Annotated in this window: 17 protein-coding genes and 1 pseudogene; 4 read left to right on the top strand and 14 right to left on the bottom strand. The window is 44.3% G+C overall.

Annotated features, from left to right (window positions below; genetic code table 11):
* The first annotated feature begins 87 nt into the window (after positions 1–87).
* Positions 88–726 (top strand): Crp/Fnr family transcriptional regulator, encoded by a 639-nt coding sequence (locus tag Q0314_RS09975; RefSeq protein WP_122874191.1) that lies wholly within the window; start codon positions 88–90, stop codon positions 724–726.
* A 116-nt stretch (positions 727–842) separates the two neighbouring features.
* On the opposite strand, the gene mrdA is transcribed toward Q0314_RS09975, so the two are convergent.
* From mrdA to Q0314_RS09910, 13 genes are all read right to left on the bottom strand, one after another.
* The gene (gene mrdA / locus Q0314_RS09970; protein ID WP_298058650.1) at positions 843–2,687 is read right to left on the bottom strand and encodes a penicillin-binding protein 2; all 1,845 of its coding nucleotides are present in this window, start codon (positions 2,685–2,687) and stop codon (positions 843–845) included.
* Positions 2,684–3,169, bottom strand: a complete 486-nt coding sequence (locus Q0314_RS09965; RefSeq protein WP_298058649.1) for a hypothetical protein — start codon at positions 3,167–3,169, stop codon at positions 2,684–2,686. Before Q0314_RS09965 ends, mrdA begins: the two co-directional genes overlap by 4 nt.
* A 136-nt stretch (positions 3,170–3,305) precedes the next feature.
* Entirely contained in the window at positions 3,306–3,929 is a 624-nt protein-coding gene (yihA, locus tag Q0314_RS09960) for a ribosome biogenesis GTP-binding protein YihA/YsxC (protein WP_298058648.1), read from the bottom strand.
* Positions 3,926–4,402: a lipopolysaccharide transport periplasmic protein LptA gene (gene lptA / locus Q0314_RS09955; protein ID WP_002948510.1), complete on the bottom strand. Its 477-nt coding sequence runs from the start codon at positions 4,400–4,402 to the stop codon at positions 3,926–3,928. Before lptA ends, yihA begins: the two co-directional genes overlap by 4 nt.
* Positions 4,403–4,410: 8 nt before the next feature.
* Entirely contained in the window at positions 4,411–4,938 is a 528-nt protein-coding gene (gene lptC, locus Q0314_RS09950; RefSeq protein ID WP_002948498.1) for an LPS export ABC transporter periplasmic protein LptC, read from the bottom strand.
* Positions 4,929–5,417 carry an HAD hydrolase family protein gene (locus Q0314_RS09945; RefSeq protein ID WP_298058647.1) on the bottom strand — a complete coding sequence of 163 codons (489 nt, stop codon included), beginning with the start codon at positions 5,415–5,417 and terminating at the stop codon, positions 4,929–4,931. Before Q0314_RS09945 ends, lptC begins: the two co-directional genes overlap by 10 nt.
* Positions 5,414–5,977, bottom strand: coding sequence for an imidazoleglycerol-phosphate dehydratase HisB (hisB, locus tag Q0314_RS09940; protein WP_298058646.1), 564 nt, complete (start codon positions 5,975–5,977; stop codon positions 5,414–5,416). Before hisB ends, Q0314_RS09945 begins: the two co-directional genes overlap by 4 nt.
* 1 nt (position 5,978) lies before the next feature.
* A complete protein-coding gene (locus Q0314_RS09935) occupies positions 5,979–6,788 on the bottom strand; it encodes a septal ring lytic transglycosylase RlpA family protein (protein WP_039895230.1) in 810 nt (269 codons plus the stop codon).
* A gap of 40 nt (positions 6,789–6,828) precedes the next feature.
* Positions 6,829–8,040: a lytic transglycosylase domain-containing protein gene (locus Q0314_RS09930; protein ID WP_298058644.1), complete on the bottom strand. Its 1,212-nt coding sequence runs from the start codon at positions 8,038–8,040 to the stop codon at positions 6,829–6,831.
* Between the two features lie 12 nt (positions 8,041–8,052).
* Entirely contained in the window at positions 8,053–8,838 is a 786-nt protein-coding gene (locus Q0314_RS09925) for a TatD family hydrolase (RefSeq protein WP_298058642.1), read from the bottom strand.
* On the bottom strand, positions 8,838–10,091 hold the full coding sequence (locus Q0314_RS09920) for a diguanylate cyclase (protein ID WP_298058641.1): 1,254 nt from the start codon (positions 10,089–10,091) through the stop codon (positions 8,838–8,840). Before Q0314_RS09920 ends, Q0314_RS09925 begins: the two co-directional genes overlap by 1 nt.
* A gap of 71 nt (positions 10,092–10,162) precedes the next feature.
* Positions 10,163–11,686 carry an AAA family ATPase gene (locus tag Q0314_RS09915; protein ID WP_298058640.1) on the bottom strand — a complete coding sequence of 508 codons (1,524 nt, stop codon included), beginning with the start codon at positions 11,684–11,686 and terminating at the stop codon, positions 10,163–10,165.
* Complete coding sequence (locus Q0314_RS09910; RefSeq protein WP_298058639.1) at positions 11,679–12,572, bottom strand: NAD(+) kinase; 894 nt, start codon at positions 12,570–12,572, stop codon at positions 11,679–11,681. The genes Q0314_RS09915 and Q0314_RS09910 overlap by 8 nt, the downstream gene beginning before the upstream one ends.
* 93 nt (positions 12,573–12,665) lie before the next feature.
* Here Q0314_RS09910 and aspS point away from each other — a divergent pair, with 93 nt between their 5' ends.
* The 3 genes from aspS (at position 12,666) to Q0314_RS09895 (ending at position 15,791) form a co-directional block, all read left to right on the top strand.
* A complete protein-coding gene (aspS, locus tag Q0314_RS09905) occupies positions 12,666–14,417 on the top strand; it encodes an aspartate--tRNA ligase (RefSeq protein ID WP_298058637.1) in 1,752 nt (583 codons plus the stop codon).
* Between the two features lie 286 nt (positions 14,418–14,703).
* Positions 14,704–15,270, top strand: a complete 567-nt coding sequence (locus Q0314_RS09900; protein ID WP_298058635.1) for an adenylate kinase — start codon at positions 14,704–14,706, stop codon at positions 15,268–15,270.
* Between the two features lie 137 nt (positions 15,271–15,407).
* The gene (locus tag Q0314_RS09895) at positions 15,408–15,791 is read left to right on the top strand and encodes a NirD/YgiW/YdeI family stress tolerance protein (protein ID WP_298058634.1); all 384 of its coding nucleotides are present in this window, start codon (positions 15,408–15,410) and stop codon (positions 15,789–15,791) included.
* Between the two features lie 71 nt (positions 15,792–15,862).
* On the opposite strand, the pseudogene Q0314_RS09890 reads toward Q0314_RS09895, so the two are convergent.
* Positions 15,863–15,991, bottom strand: a pseudogene (locus tag Q0314_RS09890) (IS1595 family transposase); the annotation flags it as partial.

Below are 15,991 nucleotides of genomic sequence, written 5' to 3'. Positions count from 1 at the left end.
AAAAGCCGAGGAGCCTGCGCCGGTGCCTGAGGATATAGCGCTTCTAACCGAAATCAGAGATCTTTTAAAAAATAAATAAGAGCGCAAATGCTAGAGCAAATCCCGTTTTTTCAGGGGCTAAATGAGGCCGAGCTAAAAAGGCTAGAAGATATCAGCATCCTAAAAAAATATAAAAAGGGCGAGTTTTTATTTATGGAGGGCGAGGAGTCAAAGTGGCTCCACCTCCTCATAAAAGGCTCTCTCAAGCTCTATAAAATAGGCCCAAAAGGCAAAGAGATTTTTATGCATCAGTTTAACGGGATTAGCTTCGTAGCCGAGCTTGCCAACTTTGAAAATATCAAATTTCCGGCGACGGCGATATTTTTAACAGGCGGCGAGGTACTAAAAATCGACTACGATAAATTTTACGCCGAGTTTTTATCAAACCCACGCGTATCGCTGCAAATCATAAAATCGCTCTCGCAAAAGCTAAAAATCGCAAGCGAGCTGATACATCAAGAGCTCGTGCTAAACTCCGAAGCCAAGGTCGCAAGCTTTCTCGTTAATCACGCCGATCTTTTTAACGAGCTAAAACACATCAAAATAGCCTCCATCCTAAACATCACTCCAGAGACCTTTTCAAGGATCTTGGCGAAATTTAAAACCCAAAATTTGATCGAACTAGATGCAAATAATAAAATCGTAAATATCGCTACAAGCGAGCTTTCGGAGATGTTTGAGGGATAAATTCGGCTTGCCGGTTTTGTAAATTAACTCAAATTTTACTTCGCGACTAATCCGCTAGAATTTTAGAAATTTGATCAAATTTGACGTCATTTAACACCGAATTTAAACGCGGAATTTTAATTTTTCTTCTTTTGTACAGCCTCGGTATCTGCCAGCGAGGTGATTTCGTATTTTTGATCGATGTAGCCCATTTCTAGTAGCTTATTAAAGATTTTAGCCGTTAGAGGTCCGGCAGCCAGACCGCCGTGTCCGCCGTGCTCGATGATAACGGTAACGGCATATCTAGGCTCCTCGTACGGTCCATAAGTCGTGACCCACGCATGCGAGCGGCGCAGATACTCCATGTCCTCTTCTTTCATACGCTTTTTTTCGGCCTGCGAGATACCCACGACCTGCGCGGTACCCGTTTTTGCCGCTAGCGTGAGTTTTGCCTCTTTAAAATATTTATGCGCGGTACCTTTTTTATGATTTACGACCTCATACATCGCCTTTTGGACATACGGCAACTGCTTTTTCTCAAACGGCGTGAGGATATCATCGGTAGGCTCAAATTTAACCTCCTCGCCGTTTACGCTACGTAAAAAATGCGGGACGATATTTTTCCCCGTCGCCAGGATACCCGTATAGCGCACCACCTGCATCGGCGTCACGAGGAAGTTGCCCTGTCCGATCGAGGTGATCAGCGTCTCGCCCTGATACCACGGCTGAGCGTATTTTTGCATCTTCCACTCGCGTCCAGGCACGATACCGACAAATTCGTTAGGCAGATCCACCCCACTTTTTTGCCCAAAACCTAGCCGCTCTAAAACCGGGGTTATAGCGTCGATACCGACCTTTAAGCTGCCTTTATAAAAATAATCGTCGCAGCTCTCGCGGATGGCCGAGTTCATATCCATAAAACCGTGTCCGTAGACGTTCCAGCAACGGAAATTTCGCCCTCCAAGCTCAAACGAGCCCGAGCAAAAATACCCATCGGAGCGACTCATCTTGCCAGTATCTAAAAACGCCATCGCCACGCCCATCTTTATAACCGAACCCGGCGGATAAAGGCCGTTTACGAGCTTGTTTGTGAATGGATGATCGATACTTTTAACAAGCTCGTCCCATTTAGCCTGCGATAACCCCGTAACAAACGGATTTAAATCATACTCTGGAAAGCTGCCCGCAGCCAGTATCGAGCCGTCTCTCACGTCCATCACGATGATGACGCCCGCGTTATCGCCGAAAATTTCCTCGATGTATTTTTGCATCTCAAGGTCGATCGTAAGCGATATATCCGAGCTTTGCGGGTAGCTCACGGATATCTCCTCGACCTCCTGATTTAGCGCGTTTACTTTTATCTTTCGCACGCCCTCTTGACCCTGCAAGACGGAGTTATAAAAGCGCTCCGTGCCGCTTCTGCCCGTGTGATTGGTTAGCTTTGCGACGGGATCGGACTCGACGTCTTGCTGATTTGCGCGGCCGACGTAGCCGATGATGTGAGAGGCTAGGTTATTGTAGGGATAGTGGCGCTTGGATGCCGGTTTGACCTCCAAATTTTCTCGTAGCGATAGTTCGGCGATGCTCGGTATCATCTTATCGTAGTCCATAAAATCGATAATCTGAATGAAATCTTGGTTATAAGGCGAGTCGGCCTTGATGTATTCGCGCTTTAGCTTCGTGACGTTTAAATCCTCGAATAAATTTTGCAAATTTGCAAGCTCGGCATCTAAAATCTCCGCCCTCTTGCCGCTTAGATGCGGCTTTAACGCGACGGAAAAACCGAGGCGATTTACCGCCATCGGACGACCTTTGGCGTCTAAAATCAGCCCCCTGACGGGAGCTAGGTATTGCGTTTTTACCGCATTTTGCTCGGCGATCTCTTCGTAAAAGTCGTTTGATTTGACGCTAAGGTAATAAACGCGCACCAGCAAAAGCACCCAGACGCTAAATATGATGCCAAACACTATGCGCATCCTCATAAGCGCCCCCTAAACAAAATCACCGCCAAAACAGACTCCACGCCGACGTAGATTAGGTACTCGTAGTCAAATTTTAACATAGGCAAATTTGCCGCGTATGAGATAAAAGAGCTGGTCGCGCAGGTCCAAACGTAGCCGCTAGCGACGAATCCCGCCGCCAAAAGCTCTCTTGATTTTAGCGTAACGATGAGCCAGTCGGACATAAAATGATAAAAAAGCATAAACGCGATCACCGCTGAAAACAGCGCAAACCCGTGCGCCTGCTCGGCAAAGGTAAGGTAAAATAGACAAAAATACCACTCCTTGCCAAACTCTTTGAGAGTCTTTTGTTTCTGCAAGGTTAGCATGATCATGTAGGTAAAAAATATCCCGATAAGAGGCGGCAGATACGCAAATACGGTCGTTATGCTCTGATAAAAAATGAGAAAAGCAACCCAAGCAAGCTGCTTTAAAAATCGCTTCTCTGCGCCCAATCTTCGCATTGCCGCACTCGTTTGCATTGTTATATGTTTTTAGCTAAATTTATAAATTTGGCTTTGGCGGCGCTTAAATTTGTAAATTTAGTTAGAAAATTTGATGGTAAAAATGCCAAAATTTGCCTGTGGCTTTTTGATTTCATTACAGCCCCAGCGCGTTTAGATATATAAGCTCGTTTGCCTTTTCTACGCCTATTTTTTTAAGCGCCGAAACGAAATGCGCGCCCGGATAGACCTTTAAAACCGCGCTTTTTTGGCTTTGATTTAGCTTGTCTGATTTTGTGAGGAAATTTAAAATTTTTTGATCGGGGCGCAGGAAGCTTTGCAAATAGTCGTTTACGTCCCTATCGATTTGCATATCAAACTGGCGCGAGTCGATGAGATGCACGAAAAGCTTGATGTTGGCTCTAAATTTTAGGTACTCGTCGAGGTTTTTTCTCCACTGCGCATGCATACTTTTGGCAACTTTGGCGTATCCAAAGCCAGGCAGATCGACAAAAGTCAAATTTGCCCTCTCCTCGCTTGGCTCGCCTTGCTTGTTTTTGACGCCACGCGCATACTCGACCTCGAAAAAATTTATGAGGCGCGTTTTGCCCGGTGTCGAGCTGCTCTTGGCTAGGCTTTTTTGGTTTACGAGAGTGTTTATGAGGCTACTTTTGCCCACGTTTGAGCGCCCTAGAAACGCCACTTCGCTAGAGTTTGCAGGCGGAGCTAGCGAGATGTCGGGCGCCGAGATAAGAAATTTTGCGTTTAAAACGCGGATCACTTTTTATCCTCGACCTGGAATATAAATTTAACCGGCTCTTTTTTGCCGCTATTTACGTTATACGTGCCGCTATTTTGATTGACCGTGATCTTTTCGCCGTAGACTTTTTTATCGGTCTCTATCTCGTGCAAAAAGCCGTTGCCGTTTATCGTATATAAATTTGGCGCAGGCTCGTAAACAAGCTCGCTACCGCTACCGTCGTATGTTTTATTTTTGATAAATACTCTAAATTTGGCGTTGCCGGAAGCGACGTATTTTAGCGGATTTCGCTTTTTGTCGAAATATATCACTACCAAATTTGCAGTGAGCGTATCCTTGCCTTTTTTAATATTTACATTGCCTTTAAATTCGCTTATTTGTTTGCCTTCGTCAGCATAAAACTCGTCCGCTGTGATCTCCACCTGCTCTGCTAAAAGCGGTAAAGCGCTAAGCGCCAAAACTAAAGCCACTTTTTTAAAACCAAAATTTATCATTTTCCGTCCTATCTTTTTCTATCTTGCTCTATCAAAGCAAAGGCCTTTTTGATATAAGCTTTTTTTAACTCAAAGTCGTAAACCAAGGCTTTGCCGACTATTTTATCTTCGTTCTTCGTTAGCGTAAAAGGCGTTTGCGTAGTAGCTACTTTAGTGGCGGTACTATAAATGACCTCGTCTGATAAAAAGGTCAAATTTTCATTATTTACATAGCGCGCGTTACCCTTAAGTATAATTCGACCGCCGTTATAAAACGCTTTATCGGAGCTCACGTTATGCTCTTTGTTATCTTTAAAAATTTCCGCTCTAAATTTGATAAATTCGTCAAATTCGGAGTATCTATTCCACGTATCGGCTTCATATCTAGCATTTACTACAGTAGCATTCATCTCGTAGTCAGTGACTGCGTTCATCTGCATGTTTGTAGTCACTTCGCCACCCTTTAATAGCTCGCTATAGTAAGGCTCCTCAATCGCCAAATAAACCATCGCCACGCTAAAAACGCTGACGACTAGGTAAAAAATCCTTATAACCAACGCTTAGCCCACTCTTGCATTAAGCCCTCGCTGCGGATAAGTATCTCTATCATCTCGCGCACCGCGCCGTTGCCGCCTTTGTAGTTGAGCCTCGTTCTTACTTCAAGCTCTTTGATCGCATTTTTCGGTTTAAAGCTCCATCCGACGCTTTTTAGTAGCTTGTAGTCGTTGTAATCGTCGCCTATAGCCGCAGCGTTTTCAAACTCCAGCTCTTCAAATTCTAGTATCTTTTTTGCGACTTTAAGCTTATCGCTAACGCCTTGATAGACATGCGTTATCTTTAGATCCTGCGCCCTTTTTTCGACGATAGGCGAGCTTCTGCCAGTGATGATCGCGACTTTTTTACCGAGCTTTAGCCAGCTCTCGATAGCGTATCCATCCTTAACGTCAAAAAATTTAAGCTCGTCGCCGTTTGGGCTATAAACGATCTTGCCGTCGGTTAGACAGCCGTCGACGTCTAAAAATATAATCTCTATCATAGAACGCCTTTCGTGCTAGGTACGCCGACTCTGGAGTTTTTAGCCAGAGCTCTTCTTAGCGCGACGGCGCAGGCTTTAAAGCTAGCCTCCAAAATATGATGAGAGTTTCGTCCGCGGATTTTAGCGATATGCAAGGTGATAGCGGCATTAAATGCTAGGGCTTGGAAAAATTCGTTCGCCAGCTCTACGTCAAATTCGCCGACTTTGCCCTCGTTTATACTTTCATATACCAAAAATGGGCGATTTGAAAGATCAAGAGCGCAGTTTACCGCCGCCTCGTCCATCACCACCGTCGCCTCGCCAAATCTCTCCACGCCGCTAAGCGGATAAATTTGCTCGCGCAAAGCCAATCCGATAACTATACCCACGTCCTCTACGCTATGATGAAAATCTACATGCAAATCACCCTTGCAGACAAGCTTCATATCAAAAAGCGCATGCTTGCAAAAGGCCTCAAGCATGTGGTCAAAAAATCCTATGCCAGTGCTTATCTCGGATTTGCCACTGCCGTAAATTTCAAGCTCTAGGCTGATATCCGTCTCTTTTGTCTTTCTTTGCATCTTATTCCCTCACGAAAAATGCGCCCGAGATATGCCCTGCGCTTATGAAGTCTTTTGCTTCTTCTTCGCTTCTAAAGCCGCTTATAAATACCCTGTAAATTTTACCGCCGTCAAGATCATACGACTTTATAACTGTATCATAGGCACCGTTTCCGTATTGTCCAGCGTGCTGCCGTTTATGAGCGTTTGCGCCACTTAAATTTTTAAATGCGCCGATTTGTACCATAAAAATACCGCCGACAAAAGACTGTTGTTGTGGTTGCGCTTTAGTTTGAGTGCTCGTTTTTTGCGAGCCGCTAGGTTGTTTTGAGCTAGGCTGAGAGGATGCTACAACAGCTCCGCCGACGTTGCCGTTAAAGCCAACGACCTCTAGTAAAACGGGGGCCGTGCCGGCGTTAAATACATCAAGCTTAACCGCGCCGGTTTTTGACAAATCTATCACGCGACCTGCCACGAAAGGGCCTCGGTCGTTTATACGCACGATGATGTTTTTACCGTTTTTTATATTCGTCACGCGCACCATAGTGTTCATCGGCAGAGTCTTATGCGCCGCCGTCATAGCATGCATATCGTAAGTCTCACCGTTTGACGTCTTTTTACCGTGAAAATCCGGACCGTACCAGCTGGCTATACCGCTAGCCCTATCACCGACCTTGACTACGGTCGGATAATAGGTTTTTCCGTTTATGGTATACGGGCGCATGGTTGCTTCATGCACACCTTTTGAACTGTTTATTTTGCCGCTCTTTTTTGAGCCGCCGCTAGCGGTAATCCCGCCGGAAGGCGAGGTCAAGAACGAACAGCCGCTCATAAAAAATACAAAAAATAGACTAAAAAATATAAATTTAGCCCTACTCGGTTGCGGCAAGTTTGGCTCCAATCGAGCTGTTTGAGCTCATAAGAGTATTGGCTTCTTTTAAATCCTCAAGCGCTACGTCAAATTTCTGTGAAACTTCTCCGAGCGTATCGCCGCTTTTTACCATATACTCGGCTAGATAGTTTACGTTTTGCTCACTTGGGATAACTAGCTTTTGACTAGGCTTGATCTCGTTTGAAGCAAGTCCGTTGTACTCTTTTATGATTTTATGATTTACGCCGGTTTTTTCCGCTATAGTTAGTAGCGTATCGTTCTCTTTGGCAGTATAAATTTCAAATTTTCTATTTTGCGCTACTTCGAAATTGTCGCTAAACATTTTCTTTTTGTTTAATGGAATATAAAGATAATAAGGTTTTTCTGTAGGTGGAGTATAGACGAATTTTAGATGCATATTGTACTCTTTCATCTTTTTTAGACTAAGACCTATGCTGTCTCCTACCTCCATTAGCGTTGTACCGCCGGGGACATCTATCTTTGATAGTTCTATGCCTTTCGTTCCACTTAAGGCCTGCGTTTTAGCCAGCAAATTTTCCTGCTCTTTTGCTATATGCGCAATGACTAAAATTTTCTTGACGAAATTTTTAGTTTCTTTTGGAATATAGCTTTTTTTATCGTCTAGCAATGTTGCCAGATCGGTAGTTCCGGCTTTTTTAATACCTTCCCTTAATCTAGTGTCGCCGCAGTTGTAAGCCATCATCGCAAGATACCATTTACCAAAGTCATTTTTTAGACTCTGTAGGTATTTTGTAGCTGCAACGGTAGCCGCCATCGGGTCTTTTCGCTCGTCGGTGTATTTATCCACTCTAAGACCATAAAGTTTTGCCGTAGACTCCATAAACTGCCAAATTCCGATGGCTTTTTTGCTAGAAACTATGTGATTTGAAAAACCGGACTCCGTCATAGCAAGATACAAAAACGACTCCGGTATACCTGAGTCTTTTATGATCTTTTGAAGCATCGGGATATGTTTATAGCCGCCTTTGACGGTATCTATAAACTCTTTTCTTTTACTATCTTTAATGGAATTTTTTATAGAAGCGTAGTGAGAGCTTTGTAAAAATTTAGCATCTATGTCAAATTCTTTTAATATCATCTTTTGGGTTTGCTCTGCGTCGTTGCTAGCCGCGGTCGCAAAAAGCCACCCCGTACATGCTAGACACAGCATTATTACTCTAAAGATTTTCATTTTTCTCCTTGATTACGTGTTAAATTTCGTAAAGATTTTCTTTGCATTTTTTGTTGTTATTTCCATTACCTCTTCTTCTTTTAAATTTAAAATCTCAGCCATCTTCGTCGCAACTAATCGCGTAAATGCAGGCTCGTTTCTGCGCCCCCTAAAAGGCTCAGGCGTTAGATACGGCGCATCTGTTTCAAGTAGTAGCCTATCTCGCGGAATTTGGGGTAAAATTTGAGCCAAATTTTTTGCGTTCTTAAACGTCAAAACTCCGCCGATACCAAAGTAAAATTCGCCCATTTTAGCAAGCTCTAAAAGCAAAGGCGAAGCGTTATAGCAGTGCAAAACCGCTCCGACTAGCCTGCTTGCATACTCTTTTAAGATATTAAAACTATCTTCGCTTGCATCTCTAATATGCAAAATGACCGGCAAATTTAGCTCTACCGCCATATCAAGTTGCGCTCTAAATACGCGCTTTTGTTCCGCTTTTTCAAGCTCTTTTTCATTTTCGTCTTTAGGCAAGCGGAAGTAATCAAGCCCGCACTCGCCCACGGCAACGCACTTTTCGTCTTTTGCAAATTTATAAAGCACGTCCTTGTCAAATCCATCCTTGTCATACGGATGAACTCCGACGGCAAAAAATACATTTTCAAATTCGCGGGTTATTTTAGCCGCTTTTGGTAAATCATTAATATCAGCACCCGGTATTAGTACTCCGCCGACGCCGTTTTCTCGGGCATTTGCGATAACTTTTACCAGATCGTTATCAAAGCTTTCATCGTCCAAATGACAGTGAGTGTCTATTATCATCAGGCTATTTCTACCCTATTTCGCCCGTTTTCTTTTGCTCTATAAAGAGCCTCGTCGGCAAGCTCCAAAATCTCGTCGACGTTATAATCGCTTTTACCGAAAGTAACGCCTATGGAGACCGAAATTTTAACCGGTTCGTTTTTTATATTTACCGGATTGGCTGCTATTGCAGCTCTTAATCCGACGAAAAATTTAACCGCGTCTTCTTGCGATACGTTTTTTAATAAAACGCAAAATTCTCCGCCGCCGAATCTAGCCGCTATATCGCTGCTTTTGGTGTCGTCGATTAATTTTTTAGCCAGTAGTTTCAAAATTTTATCGCCGCTATATTGTCCGTATTTATCGTTGATATTTTTAAGTCCGTCTACGTCGATCACAGCTACGGCGTAAGGCATAGGATTTTCTTCCAAACTAGCTAAATATTCTTGCATATCGTCGTAAAAATACCTTCTATTAAATAATCCGGTTAGAAAATCTTTATTGGCGAAATTTGCGATTTTATTGATATTTTCCATATTTTCTATAGTATTATTTACGCGGCAAATAAGCTCTTCTTTTAAAAACGGCTTAGCGATAAAATCATTAGCTCCGTTTTTTAAAAATACCGCACCGCTAACGTTTTCGTTTGCGCTAGTCATCATTATAACGCCTAGTTCGTTTTTATCTTTTTGTTCCCTTAGCTCTTTTAAAACCGCCAAACCGTCTTTTACCGGCATGCCGTAATCACAAACCACGAGTTTTATATCGGGATTATCGGCAAAATAATTCATCGCCTCTTCACCGTGAGCCGCCGTAAATACTTGAAACTGTAAATTTTGCAATATTTTTTTTACGTCATTTCTAGTCTGCATTACGTCTTCTACTACCATGACCTTATACTGCTTGTTGTTTTTTAGCCTATCTATCATATGAAATATATAATTTACGTCACTCATATTTCCCTTATAGACGTAGTCCACGATGTCCTTGTCCATAAAAGTTTCTCTAGTCTTATCGTCCATACTACCCGTTAAAACTATAATCGGTAAGCCCTTAGACGCTACGAAATCAACTACTTCGCCGTTTGGAGCATCGGGCAAATTTAAATCGAGCAAAGTTATAAAATAATCCTTAGCCTTCGTAAGAAACGCCTGCGCTTCGGCTAAGCTGTGAGCGACGTCCACTTGCATCTCGGTATTATCTTCCATCTTTTTAGCGATCAGCTTTGCCAGAGCTTTATTGTCTTCTACTATTAAAATTTTATTTTTTTCCATATATTCCCATTTGAAAATTTTTGCAAATATACCATTACTTTTCTTTTTTCAACCTAAATTTTAAGCCAAACTTAAACAACCAAAAGCTGGCGAGCAAAATTTATCGCCTCCTCGGTTATACGTTCGCCGCTTATCATACGGGCCAGCTCGCTTACGCGCTCTTCGCCCTTTAGCTCCCTTACGTTCGAGGTTTCGCCGCGCTTTTCGACTAGAAAATGCGAATCGGCCTTAGAGCTTAGCTGCGGCTGGTGCGAGATAGCAAAAATCTGATAAAATTTGGCCAAATTTAGCAGCACGTTTGCGATACTCATCGCCTCTTTTCCGCTTAGATTCGCGTCTATTTCATCTAATATTATGACGCCTTCGCCGCCTCCGGTAATCTTACTTTCACTTGCGATAAAAGCTAGCCTTAAGCGGTTTAGCTCGCCCGAGCTTAGATTTTTTAGCGCCGTCTCGTTTAGGCTCAAATTTACCTCGTCCCTGCCGGCGGCGTCTAGGGTTTTACTATTTATCTTTAATGAGATCTCGCTCATATAAAGCTCTTTTAAAAACGAATTTATGAGCGACTCAAGCTCCTTTAAATTTGCCGCGCGAGCTTGGCTGATTTTATCCGCCAGCGCGTTTACCGCGGTTTCATTTTGCTTAAATTTACGCTCCAGCTCGCTTTTTTCAAAGCTTATATTTTCGTATCTGGCTAGCTCTGCCTTGCGAGTTTTTAGCGTCGCCAGAGCCTCCTCCTCGCCGCCGTATCGACGCACTAGCGAGTTTATCGCCTCGATGCGGTCTAGCACGCCCTCGATATCCACGTCTTCTAGCTCGTCCATGTTTAAATTTTCGCGCGCTACTCGCAGCTCGTTCATCGCCTCTTCAAAAAAGCTGCTATCGACGTCGCTGATGTTTAGCGCGTCTACTACGGATTGCTCGAAATTAAAAATTTGCTCCGCCCTATTCCACGCTTCTAAAATTTTATCCTTTTTGCTTAGGCGCTTTTTTAGCTCCATTAGCTCGTCAAATTCGCCGATTTTCGGGCTCACGCTTTCTATTTTATTGATTTCAAAAGAAGCAAATTCTTTTAGCTCCTCCACTCTTTTTTCTTCGTCGATTATTTTTTTCAGCTCGCGAGAAATTTGGCTAAATTCGTCAAATTTGAGCCTAAATTCGCTCAAAATTTCGTTAAATTTAGCGTCTTTTTTCGCTTGCAAAGTATCTAGCAAATTTAAAAATCTATCGTTTTCAAATTCGTTTATTTCCTTTGCGGATAGGTATTTTACGTGCTCTTTGGCGATGCTGGCTAGATTTTTTTTAGAAACGGCTTGCGAGTTTATAAAGTACCGCGTCGTTTTGTCCCGAAAGAGTTTAAAGGTATTTATCTCCTCGCTCTCTAAGCCAAATTCCTCAAGGTTAAATTTATGCGAGACGTCAGCCTCGATCAGCTTCGCTTCACTATCTTTTAGCCCTAAAACAGCCATTATCGAGCCCATCAGGACCGATTTGCCAGCGCCGCTCACGCCCGTAAATACGCTAAGTCCGCGCCCGAAATTTAACTCGACGTTTTCAAAACTCAAATTTTGCTTTATCAAAATCCGCTCAATCATTATAACCCCAATGCAGCTTTTCTTTTAAAATTTGAAAATAATCTCTCCCGACGTGGCGGATTAGCCGCGCCGTGCTCGCGCTTAGCGTCATGCTCACGCTCTCAAGCTCGCCCATTTTGTACCGCTCCTGCCCGTCGATAACCAGCACCGCCGCGCTCGCGGTTTTAAATTTGATCTCAAATCCGCGCGGAAGCACGACCGGACGCTGAGTTAGCGAGTGCGAGCAAACGGGCGTAACCAAAAACACCTCGCTCAAAGGATATATTATCGCTCCGCCCGCGCTCATGTTGTATCCGGTTGATCCCACGGGCGTAGAGACTATGACGCCGTCGCCAAAATACGCGTTAAAGTATTTTTCGTTCCAAAAGGCCTCCACGTGCGTCATGGAACCTACCTTTTCGCCCACGATTACCGCGTCGTTAAATGCGATTTTGCGTAAAATTTCGCCGCTTTTTTTGTGCAAAAAAACGTCAAGCATAAAAGGAGTCTCGACCTCAAATTTGCCCTCGAAAAACTCGGCGAAAAACTTCTCGCATTCATTCATCGTGATATCGGTCAAAAATCCAAGCCTACCCGCGTGGATACCGAGTACGAAGGGTGAAATCTCGGCCGCGCTTCTACAAAGCGAGATGATCGTGCCGTCGCCTCCCAGCGAAATCAAAAAGTCGCACTCCTGCGCCAGCTCGCAAACCTCAAATCCTTGTAAATTTGAGCCCTCTTTTAAATTTAAATGTTTAGCGAGCGCGTTTTCAAACAAAATTTGAACGCTGTACCTAGCTAAAATCTCGCGCAGGATTCGCGCGTTTTTTACCAAATTTCCATTGATTTTCGCGACTAGACCGACCTTTTTTACCTTAGCCGGAAGTAATAAATTCTCTTTTTTCATAGAGCGGATTTTATCACATTTTGTTTTAAAAAAGCTGGGAAAAAGCAAATTTCTAGTATAATGGGCGCGTTAAAAACAGCAAAAGGAGTGAAAATGCGTAGCCATTACTGCACTGATTTAAGCAGTGCCGACATAGGCAAAGAAGTTACGCTTTGCGGTTGGGTAAATACCTACCGCGACCACGGCGGCGTTATATTTTTAGACCTGCGCGATCGCACGGGACTGATCCAGATCGTCTGCGACCCTGCAGATAGCAAGAGCTCTCACGAGGCCGCGTCGCACGTTCGCGACGAGTACGTCCTAAGGATAAAAGGCAGGGTCCGCGCTCGCGGCGAAGGCCTAGTAAATCCGCGCCTAAAAACGGGCGAGATCGAAGTAGTCGCAAACGAAGTGATAGTAGAAAACCCGAGCGAGACGCTACCTTTCGTCATCGGCGACGAGAGCGTAAACGAGGACATCAGGCTAAAATATAGATTTTTGGACCTTAGAAACGAGAAACTTCAAAATATCTTTAAAATGCGCTCAAAAGCGGCGATCGCGGCTAGAAACAGCCTAGATAAAATGGGCTTTATCGAGTTTGAAACGCCGATTTTAACGCGTGCGACGCCGGAGGGCGCCAGAGACTATCTAGTGCCTAGCCGCGTATATCCGGGCCAGTTTTACGCCCTGCCGCAAAGCCCGCAGCTTTTTAAACAGCTTTTGATGTGCTCTGGCTTTGATAAATACTTCCAGATCGCAAAATGCTTCCGAGACGAGGACTTGCGCGCAGATAGACAGCCTGAATTTACGCAGATAGATATCGAGATGAGCTTCATCGAGCAAGAAGACATCCTAAATATGGCCGAAAATATGCTAAAAGACGTATTTGCCGCCTGCGGATACGATATCCAAATCCCTTTCCGCCGCATGAGCTACAAAGAGGCGACAGAAAGCTACGGCAGCGATAAGCCGGACCTGCGCTACGATCTAAAGATGATCGACGTTATCGACATTTTCGCGCGCTCTAGCAATGAAATCTTTAGCAAAATCGCAACCGAACCTAAGAAAAACCGCATCAAAGCGCTAAAAGTGCCAAACGGCGATAATATCTTTAGCAAACGCGAGATGAACCGCTTTGAAGAATTCGTCCGCAAATTCGGCGCTCAAGGCCTTGGCTACTTCCAGATGAAAGAGGACGGGCTAAAAGGACCGCTTTGCAAATTTTTCGAGCAAAGCGACCTTGACGAGATTGTAGCTCGCTGCGAGCTAAAAGTCGGCGACGTCGTATTTTTCGGCGCCGGCAAGAAAAAAGTCGTACTTGACTACATGGGACGATTTAGGATTTTCCTCGCCGAGCAAATGGGTATCATAGACCAAAACAAAATGGAGTTTTTATGGGTGCTTGACTTCCCGATGTTTGAGCAAAACGACGACGGCAGCTACTCAGCCATGCACCATCCGTTTACTATGCCTAAAAACATCGACGAGCCTGATCTCGAGGACATCCTATCGGTCGCTCACGACGTCGTGCTTAACGGCTATGAGCTTGGCGGCGGTAGCGTGAGAATCCACAAAAACGACGTTCAGCAAAAGGTGTTTAAGCTACTTGGTATCGACGAGGCCGAGCAACGCGAGAAATTTGGCTTCTTGCTCGACGCGTTAAGCTTTGGCGCGCCTCCGCACGGCGGTATCGCGATCGGCTTTGATAGGCTAAATATGCTAGTAAATAAAACCAGCTCGATCCGCGACGTCATCGCCTTCCCTAAGACTCAGCGCGCCCAGTGCCCGCTAACCAAGGCGCCTAGCGAAGCTAGCGCGGAGCAGTTAAGGGAGCTAGGGTTAAGGCTGCGAGAAAAAGAAAAATAAATATCGTCTCGCGAGCGTCTTTAAATGAGTTTGAAATTTTGAGGCGGCGGCAGACTATACGTCTAGCCTTGCCCAAAATTTTCTGCACAACATTTAAATCCGCCTCACGATACTTCGATTTACGCATTGGTAAAATTTGATACAAAAAGAAGCCGAAGTATTTTGAGATGATTTTTGGGGTTGCGACGTAAAATTTTGGCGCAGATAGAACATATAGTTCATCGAGCCAAAATTTTACTAGCTCCACAAAAAGCACTCAAAAGACAAGGCTACAAAAGGAAAATTTATGAAAAAACTATTTTTAATCATCGGCGCTCCAGGCTCTGGCAAAACCACTGATGCATCGCTAATCGCGCAAGAGGACGCCAAATTTGCGCACTTCTCAACGGGCGATCTGCTACGCGCAGAGGTTGCCAGCGGCTCAGAGCTAGGCAAGCTAATCGACGGTTTCATCTCAAAAGGCAACCTAGTCCCGCTTGACGTCGTCGTAAACGCGATCGTCTCAGCGATCAAAAGCTCAGACAAATCAAACGTCATCATCGACGGCTACCCGCGCAGCGTCGAGCAGATGACCGAGCTAGACAAGGTGCTAGCCGCGCAAAACGAGATCGCGTTAAAAGGCGTGATCGAAGTGGACGTTAGCGAAGCCGTCGCACGCGAGAGAGTACTCGGACGAGCACGCGGAGCCGACGACAACAACGAGGTTTTCAACAACCGTATGAAGGTTTATCTGGAGCCGATCGAGGCGATACGTAAATTTTACAAAGAAAAAGGCCTGCTTCACGTCGTAAACGGCGAGCGTGCGATCGAGCCTATCGTGGCCGACGTCAAAGCTCTCGTAAATAGCCTATAAATATTAAATTTAGAGCCTCAAGCCAGGCTCTAAATTTAAGCTTCCCATAAATACAAATTAACAAATAATTCACGAAATATCATTAAAATCCGCACTATGATTTCACGAAAATCACATCAAATTTTAAAGGATACGTAATGTTTAAGAAAATAGTTTTATCAGCGGCTCTTGCTAGCGCAATGTTTGCAGCAGGCGGATTTACTGGTTCAAGCGCGCAAAACGCAGCAAATCAAAGCGGCTTCGTCGGCAAAGGCGCCTTGAGCGCAAGCACGGTAAAACAAGCCCTAGCGCTACCGGATGACGCTCGCGTCGTGCTTGAGGGCAAGATCGTCTCCGAGTTTCGCCCTGAGCACTACCAGTTCGTAGATAAAAACGGCGACACTATCGAAGTCGAGATCGATCACAAAGACTGGAGAGGCGTAACCGTCGATGAAAATACGCCCGTGCGTATCTACGGCGAGGTCGATAAGGACTTTATGAAAACCTCTATCGACGTAAAAAGTATCGAAATAATCAAATAATTTTAGGGCGGTTCGCCGCCTTAAATTTTCCCCAAATTTTAATTCCCCAAAATTTACAAATTTTACTTGGCTCAAGATAAGCTAAGCGGATTCTCTCTTATCATCTTTAATAAAATATGATAGAACTCCTTCGTATCTTTGCTGTTATTATATCTAAATTCACATTCTTTAAGATGAAGCAAGAAATTCTCTTTCTTAAT

It is taken from the genome of uncultured Campylobacter sp., assembly GCF_938040115.1.
Taxonomy (GTDB): Bacteria; Campylobacterota; Campylobacteria; order Campylobacterales; family Campylobacteraceae; genus Campylobacter_A.
This window is presented reverse-complemented; position numbering and strand designations above follow the sequence as displayed.

Bases quoted from the DNA above. Each gene is read 5' to 3' on its own strand.
- Q0314_RS09975 (WP_122874191.1), top strand. From the start codon at position 88: ATGCTAGAGCAAATCCCGTTTTTTCAGGGGCTAAATGAGGCCGAGCTA.
- mrdA (WP_298058650.1), bottom strand. From the start codon at position 2,687: ATGAGGATGCGCATAGTGTTTGGCATCATATTTAGCGTCTGGGTGCTT.
- Q0314_RS09965 (WP_298058649.1), bottom strand. From the start codon at position 3,169: ATGCGAAGATTGGGCGCAGAGAAGCGATTTTTAAAGCAGCTTGCTTGG.
- lptA (WP_002948510.1), bottom strand. From the start codon at position 4,402: ATGATAAATTTTGGTTTTAAAAAAGTGGCTTTAGTTTTGGCGCTTAGC.
- Q0314_RS09945 (WP_298058647.1), bottom strand. From the start codon at position 5,417: ATGATAGAGATTATATTTTTAGACGTCGACGGCTGTCTAACCGACGGC.
- hisB (WP_298058646.1), bottom strand. From the start codon at position 5,977: ATGCAAAGAAAGACAAAAGAGACGGATATCAGCCTAGAGCTTGAAATT.
- Q0314_RS09935 (WP_039895230.1), bottom strand. From the start codon at position 6,788: ATGAGCGGCTGTTCGTTCTTGACCTCGCCTTCCGGCGGGATTACCGCT.
- Q0314_RS09930 (WP_298058644.1), bottom strand. From the start codon at position 8,040: ATGAAAATCTTTAGAGTAATAATGCTGTGTCTAGCATGTACGGGGTGG.
- Q0314_RS09925 (WP_298058642.1), bottom strand. From the start codon at position 8,838: ATGATAATAGACACTCACTGTCATTTGGACGATGAAAGCTTTGATAAC.
- Q0314_RS09920 (WP_298058641.1), bottom strand. From the start codon at position 10,091: ATGGAAAAAAATAAAATTTTAATAGTAGAAGACAATAAAGCTCTGGCA.
- Q0314_RS09915 (WP_298058640.1), bottom strand. From the start codon at position 11,686: ATGATTGAGCGGATTTTGATAAAGCAAAATTTGAGTTTTGAAAACGTC.
- Q0314_RS09910 (WP_298058639.1), bottom strand. From the start codon at position 12,572: ATGAAAAAAGAGAATTTATTACTTCCGGCTAAGGTAAAAAAGGTCGGT.
- aspS (WP_298058637.1), top strand. From the start codon at position 12,666: ATGCGTAGCCATTACTGCACTGATTTAAGCAGTGCCGACATAGGCAAA.
- Q0314_RS09900 (WP_298058635.1), top strand. From the start codon at position 14,704: ATGAAAAAACTATTTTTAATCATCGGCGCTCCAGGCTCTGGCAAAACC.
- Q0314_RS09895 (WP_298058634.1), top strand. From the start codon at position 15,408: ATGTTTAAGAAAATAGTTTTATCAGCGGCTCTTGCTAGCGCAATGTTT.